Source organism: Streptomyces sp. MB09-01 (genome assembly GCF_033794505.1).
Classification (GTDB): Bacteria; Actinomycetota; Actinomycetes; order Streptomycetales; family Streptomycetaceae; genus Streptomyces.
On record NZ_JARAYQ010000452.1, the window covers coordinates 1 to 3,810 of the forward strand.

The window sequence follows — 3,810 nt, forward strand, 5'->3', positions numbered from 1 at the left end:
GCGTAACCTTCCTCCCCCGCCCCGCTGGATTCGGGGCGGGGGAGGAAGGTTACGCCGCTGCGGCGTGGTCCTGTTCGGCTTCGATCGTGGCGTTCCAGTCGCGCTTGATCGCGCGCCAGCCCTCGTCCGTTTCGCCCAGGCGCCAGTAGCCCGAGATCGAGAGGCGTTCGCGGGGGATGCCGCGTTCCAGGCGGAGATGGCGGCGGAGGTCCTTGACGAAGCCGGCCTCGCCGTGGACGAAGGCGTGGACGTCCGTGGAGGGGAACTCCAGGGCGGTGACCGCCTCCACCAAGGCTTCGCCGATCGGGCGGCCGGCGCGGTGCAGCCAGACCGGGACGACGCCGTTCGGAGTGGCGACCTTCAGCTCGTCCTCCGGGCCCTCGATCTCCACGTAGGCGTGGACCCGCGCGCCCAGCGGCATCCGCTCCATCGCCGCGGCGATCGCCGGCAGCGCGCTCTCGTCGCCGACCAGGAGGTGCCAGGCGGCCGTCGGGTCCGGGGCGTAGGCGCCGCCGGGGCCGAGGAAGTGCACCCGCTCGCCGGGCTGCACCCGCGCCGCCCAGGGGCCGGCCACGCCCTCGTCGCCGTGGACGACGAAGTCGAGGGTCAGCTCCAGGTGCGCCGGGTCCCAGCTCCGCACGGTGTACGCGCGCTGGCGCGGCCACTGCGCCCGCGGGAAGTGCGCGCGGATCTCCTCGAGGTCCCAGGGCTCGGGGTAGACGACGCCTGCCGGGGGAAACAGGATCTTGACGTAATGGTCGGTGTACTCGCCCGCGTCGAATCCGGCCAGGCCCTCACCGCCCAGCACGAGCCGCACCATGTGCGGCGAGAGCCGCTCGGTGCGTACGACGACGGCGGTGCCGACGGTGCGGGCGCGTCCTTCTGCCACGGTGTCTCCCCTGACTCCCCTGAAACTTAGCCTTACCTAAGTTAGCACCTCAGTGGAGTAGTGCACCGCTCAGACGGGAGACTGCTCCACCGAGACCCCACCGATGGGCTAGTGCCTCGACGAGTTCGGGCTGCGCGGGGGCCGCGGGAAGGGCGGGATCGAACTGCGGCAGCGGCACGTCCGAAGCCACCTTGACCACCTTCGGGGCCACGGCCAGATACGGCCGCGACTCGTCCAGCCGCCTGCGCTGGGTGGGGGTCAGCTTCGACTTCGGGTCGTCGACCGCGGCGATGATCCCGGCCAGGCTGCCGTAGGCGTCGAGGAGCTTCGCCGCCGTCTTCTCGCCGATGCCGGGGACGCCCGGCAGGCCGTCGCTCGGGTCCCCGCGCAGCAGCGCCAGGTCCGCGTAGCCGGGGCCGTCGACCCCGTACTTCTCGCGCAGCCAGGCCTCGTCGGTCACCTGCAGGGTGCCGACGCCCTTGAGGGGGTACAGGACCCGGCGCTGCCGGGCGTCGTCCACCAGCTGGTAGAGGTCGCGGTCGCCCGTGACGATGTCCACCGGGCCGCCGGCGCGGGCCGTCAGCGTGCCGATCACGTCGTCCGCCTCGTATCCGGCGACGCCCACCCGGGCGATGCCGAAGGCGTCCAGCGCGGTCTCGATGATGGGGACCTGGGGGACGAGGGTGTCCGGGGTCTCCTCGACGTCGGGTCCGCTCTCGATCTCCACGGCGACCCGGTGGGCCTTGTAGGAGGGGATCAGCTCCACCCGCCAGTGCGGCCGCCAGTCGGCGTCCATGCACGCCACCAGATCGTCCGGCCGGTGGTCCTGCACGAGCCGGCCGATGAAGTCGAGCAGCCCGCGCACGGCGTTGACCGGGGTCCCGTCGGGTGCCTTCACGGAGTCCGGCACACCGAAGTAGGCGCGGTAGTAGAGGGAGGCGGTGTCAAGGAGCATCAGGCGTCGTGTCGTCACGGAGACGATGATGCCGCAAGGCCCCGGCACGGACCGTGAGCGGTCGGGTACGGGAAGGCCCGTGCACGCGAAACCGGGGGCGGTTGCTGCGTAAGGTGCTTACAGCACACCGATGTGCGACGGACATGGGGAGGGCAGCCCCGACATGAACGACAGGGACGGCACCGACGGTACGGACGGCCTGAGCGACAAGCTGACCGACAGGGACGAGAAGAGCAAGGACAAGGACGGCAAGGAGCCGCTGCGGGTGGGAGTCGCCGTGCGCAAGCGGCGCCGCGCGCTGCACCTCACTCTGGCCGCCGTGTCGGCGCGCAGCGGCCTGTCGGTGCCCTTCCTGAGCCAGATAGAGAACGAGCGGGCCCGGCCCAGCATGCGATCTCTGGAGCGGGTCGCGGACGCGCTGGAGACCACGGCCGTCGAACTGCTGGCCGCGTCCGACACCGCCCGCACGGTGGACCTCGTACGGGCCGGCGACCAGACCGGGCTGGGCCCGGTCAAGGGCGTACGGCCCCTCGTGCGCGGGCACCACCAGCTGCACGCCCTGGAGTTCACCGGGGACCAGGACGCGGGCCGCGAGTACCAGCACCGCAACGACGAGCTGATGTACGTGGTCGAGGGCGCCTGCCAGGTGGAGGCGGAGGGGCGGGCGTACCGGCTGGAGAGCGGCGACGCCCTGTTCCTGTCGGGCGGAGTGCGCCACCGCTGGCGGGCCGTCACCGAGGACACCCGGATCCTGGTGGTTGCGGTGGGCGAGCACATCCACGCCACCTCCGAGCCGCCTTCGCCGGGACACTGAGCAGGTGCGCGTCGTCTCGCTCGTGCCTTCGCTGACGGAGGCGGTGGCCGTGAGCGCCCCCGGCCTGCTGGCCGGGGTCACGGACTGGTGCACGCACCCCGCGGACCTCGGGGACGCGGTGCGGATCGGGGGCACGAAGAACCCCGACGTACGGAGGATCGCGGAGCTGCGCCCCGACCTGGTCATCGCCAACGAGGAGGAGAACCGGGCCCCGGACCTCGCGGCGCTGCGGGCGGCCGGGCTGGAGGTGCTGGTCACCGAGGTACGGGACCTCCCGCAGGCGCTGCGGGAGCTGGACCGGGTGCTGGTGGGGGCGCTGGGGCTGACGAGGCCGGGGTGGCTGGCGGACGCGGAGCGTGCGTGGGCCCGGGTGGAGCCGGTCGGAGCACTCACCGCTTTCGTGCCGATCTGGCGGCGGCCGTGGATGGTGCTGGGCCGGGACACCTTCGCGGGGGACCTGCTGGCGCGGCTGGGCGTGCGCAACGTGTACGCCGGGCACCCGGAGCGGTATCCCCGGGTGCCGGTGGAGGAACTGGCGGCCCGTGGCTGCGATCTGGTGGTGCTCCCCGACGAGCCGTACCGCTTCACGTCCGAGGACGGCCCGGAGGCCTTCCCCGGCCTGCCGGCCGCCCTCGTCGACGGCCGGCACCTGACCTGGTACGGCCCCTCGCTGGCCACGGCGCCGGCGGTACTGGCGCAGGCCCTTCGCAGGGCTGGGCGGAGGGCTTAGCGGGGGGCGGCGAGCAGGCGGCCGGTGAACAGGCCGCGCAGGGTGTGCGCGGCGGCCAGGAGCCAGGCGGTCAGCAGGGCGAGGAACAGTGCGGTGGAGAGCCAGGCGAAAGCGGTCAGGCCCGTGTGGTGGGCGAGGCCCGCGGCGCCGGTGACGCAGGTGCCGACGGGGAAGGTCAGGGCCCACCAGGTCATGGCGAAGCCCATGCCGTTCCGGGCGGCGCGGACCAGCAGGGCCGCGGCGAGGGCCAGCCACAGGAGCGCGAAGCCCATCACGGGAACCCCGTAGACCACGGCGAAGGCCGACAGCGCACCGGCGTAGGGGGCGCCGATCGACTGGTGGGCGACGTCGGCGAGCTGGTTCACGGCGGTGGTGGACTGGCCGAGGGGGCCGAGGACCAGGAAGAGGGTGGGGGTCAGGGC

Annotated in this window: 4 protein-coding genes and 1 pseudogene; 2 read left to right on the forward strand and 3 right to left on the reverse strand. The window is 73.0% G+C overall.

Annotated elements, in window-relative coordinates; all coding sequences use genetic code 11:
* Positions 1-49: 49 nt before the first annotated feature.
* Positions 50-889 (reverse strand): siderophore-interacting protein, encoded by an 840-nt coding sequence (locus tag PV721_RS42095; protein ID WP_319733990.1) that lies wholly within the window; start codon positions 887-889, stop codon positions 50-52.
* A gap of 49 nt (positions 890-938) precedes the next feature.
* Positions 939-1,844: a 5'-3' exonuclease gene (locus PV721_RS42100; RefSeq protein WP_319733995.1), complete on the reverse strand. Its 906-nt coding sequence runs from the start codon at positions 1,842-1,844 to the stop codon at positions 939-941.
* A 265-nt stretch (positions 1,845-2,109) separates the two neighbouring features.
* Here PV721_RS42100 and PV721_RS42105 point away from each other — a divergent pair, with 265 nt between their 5' ends.
* Positions 2,110-2,658 (forward strand): XRE family transcriptional regulator, encoded by a 549-nt coding sequence (locus PV721_RS42105; RefSeq protein WP_319733997.1) that lies wholly within the window; start codon positions 2,110-2,112, stop codon positions 2,656-2,658.
* A 4-nt stretch (positions 2,659-2,662) separates the two neighbouring features.
* Positions 2,663-3,388: a helical backbone metal receptor gene (locus tag PV721_RS42110; RefSeq protein WP_319733993.1), complete on the forward strand. Its 726-nt coding sequence runs from the start codon at positions 2,663-2,665 to the stop codon at positions 3,386-3,388.
* On the opposite strand, the pseudogene PV721_RS42115 reads toward PV721_RS42110, so the two are convergent.
* Positions 3,385-3,810 (reverse strand): annotated as a pseudogene (locus tag PV721_RS42115) (C4-dicarboxylate ABC transporter); the annotation flags it as partial. The gene PV721_RS42110 and the pseudogene PV721_RS42115 overlap by 4 nt on opposite strands.

Excerpts from the sequence above, each read along its gene's own strand:
- PV721_RS42100 (WP_319733995.1), bottom strand. The coding sequence starts at position 1,844 with ATGCTCCTTGACACCGCCTCCCTCTACTACCGCGCCTACTTCGGTGTG.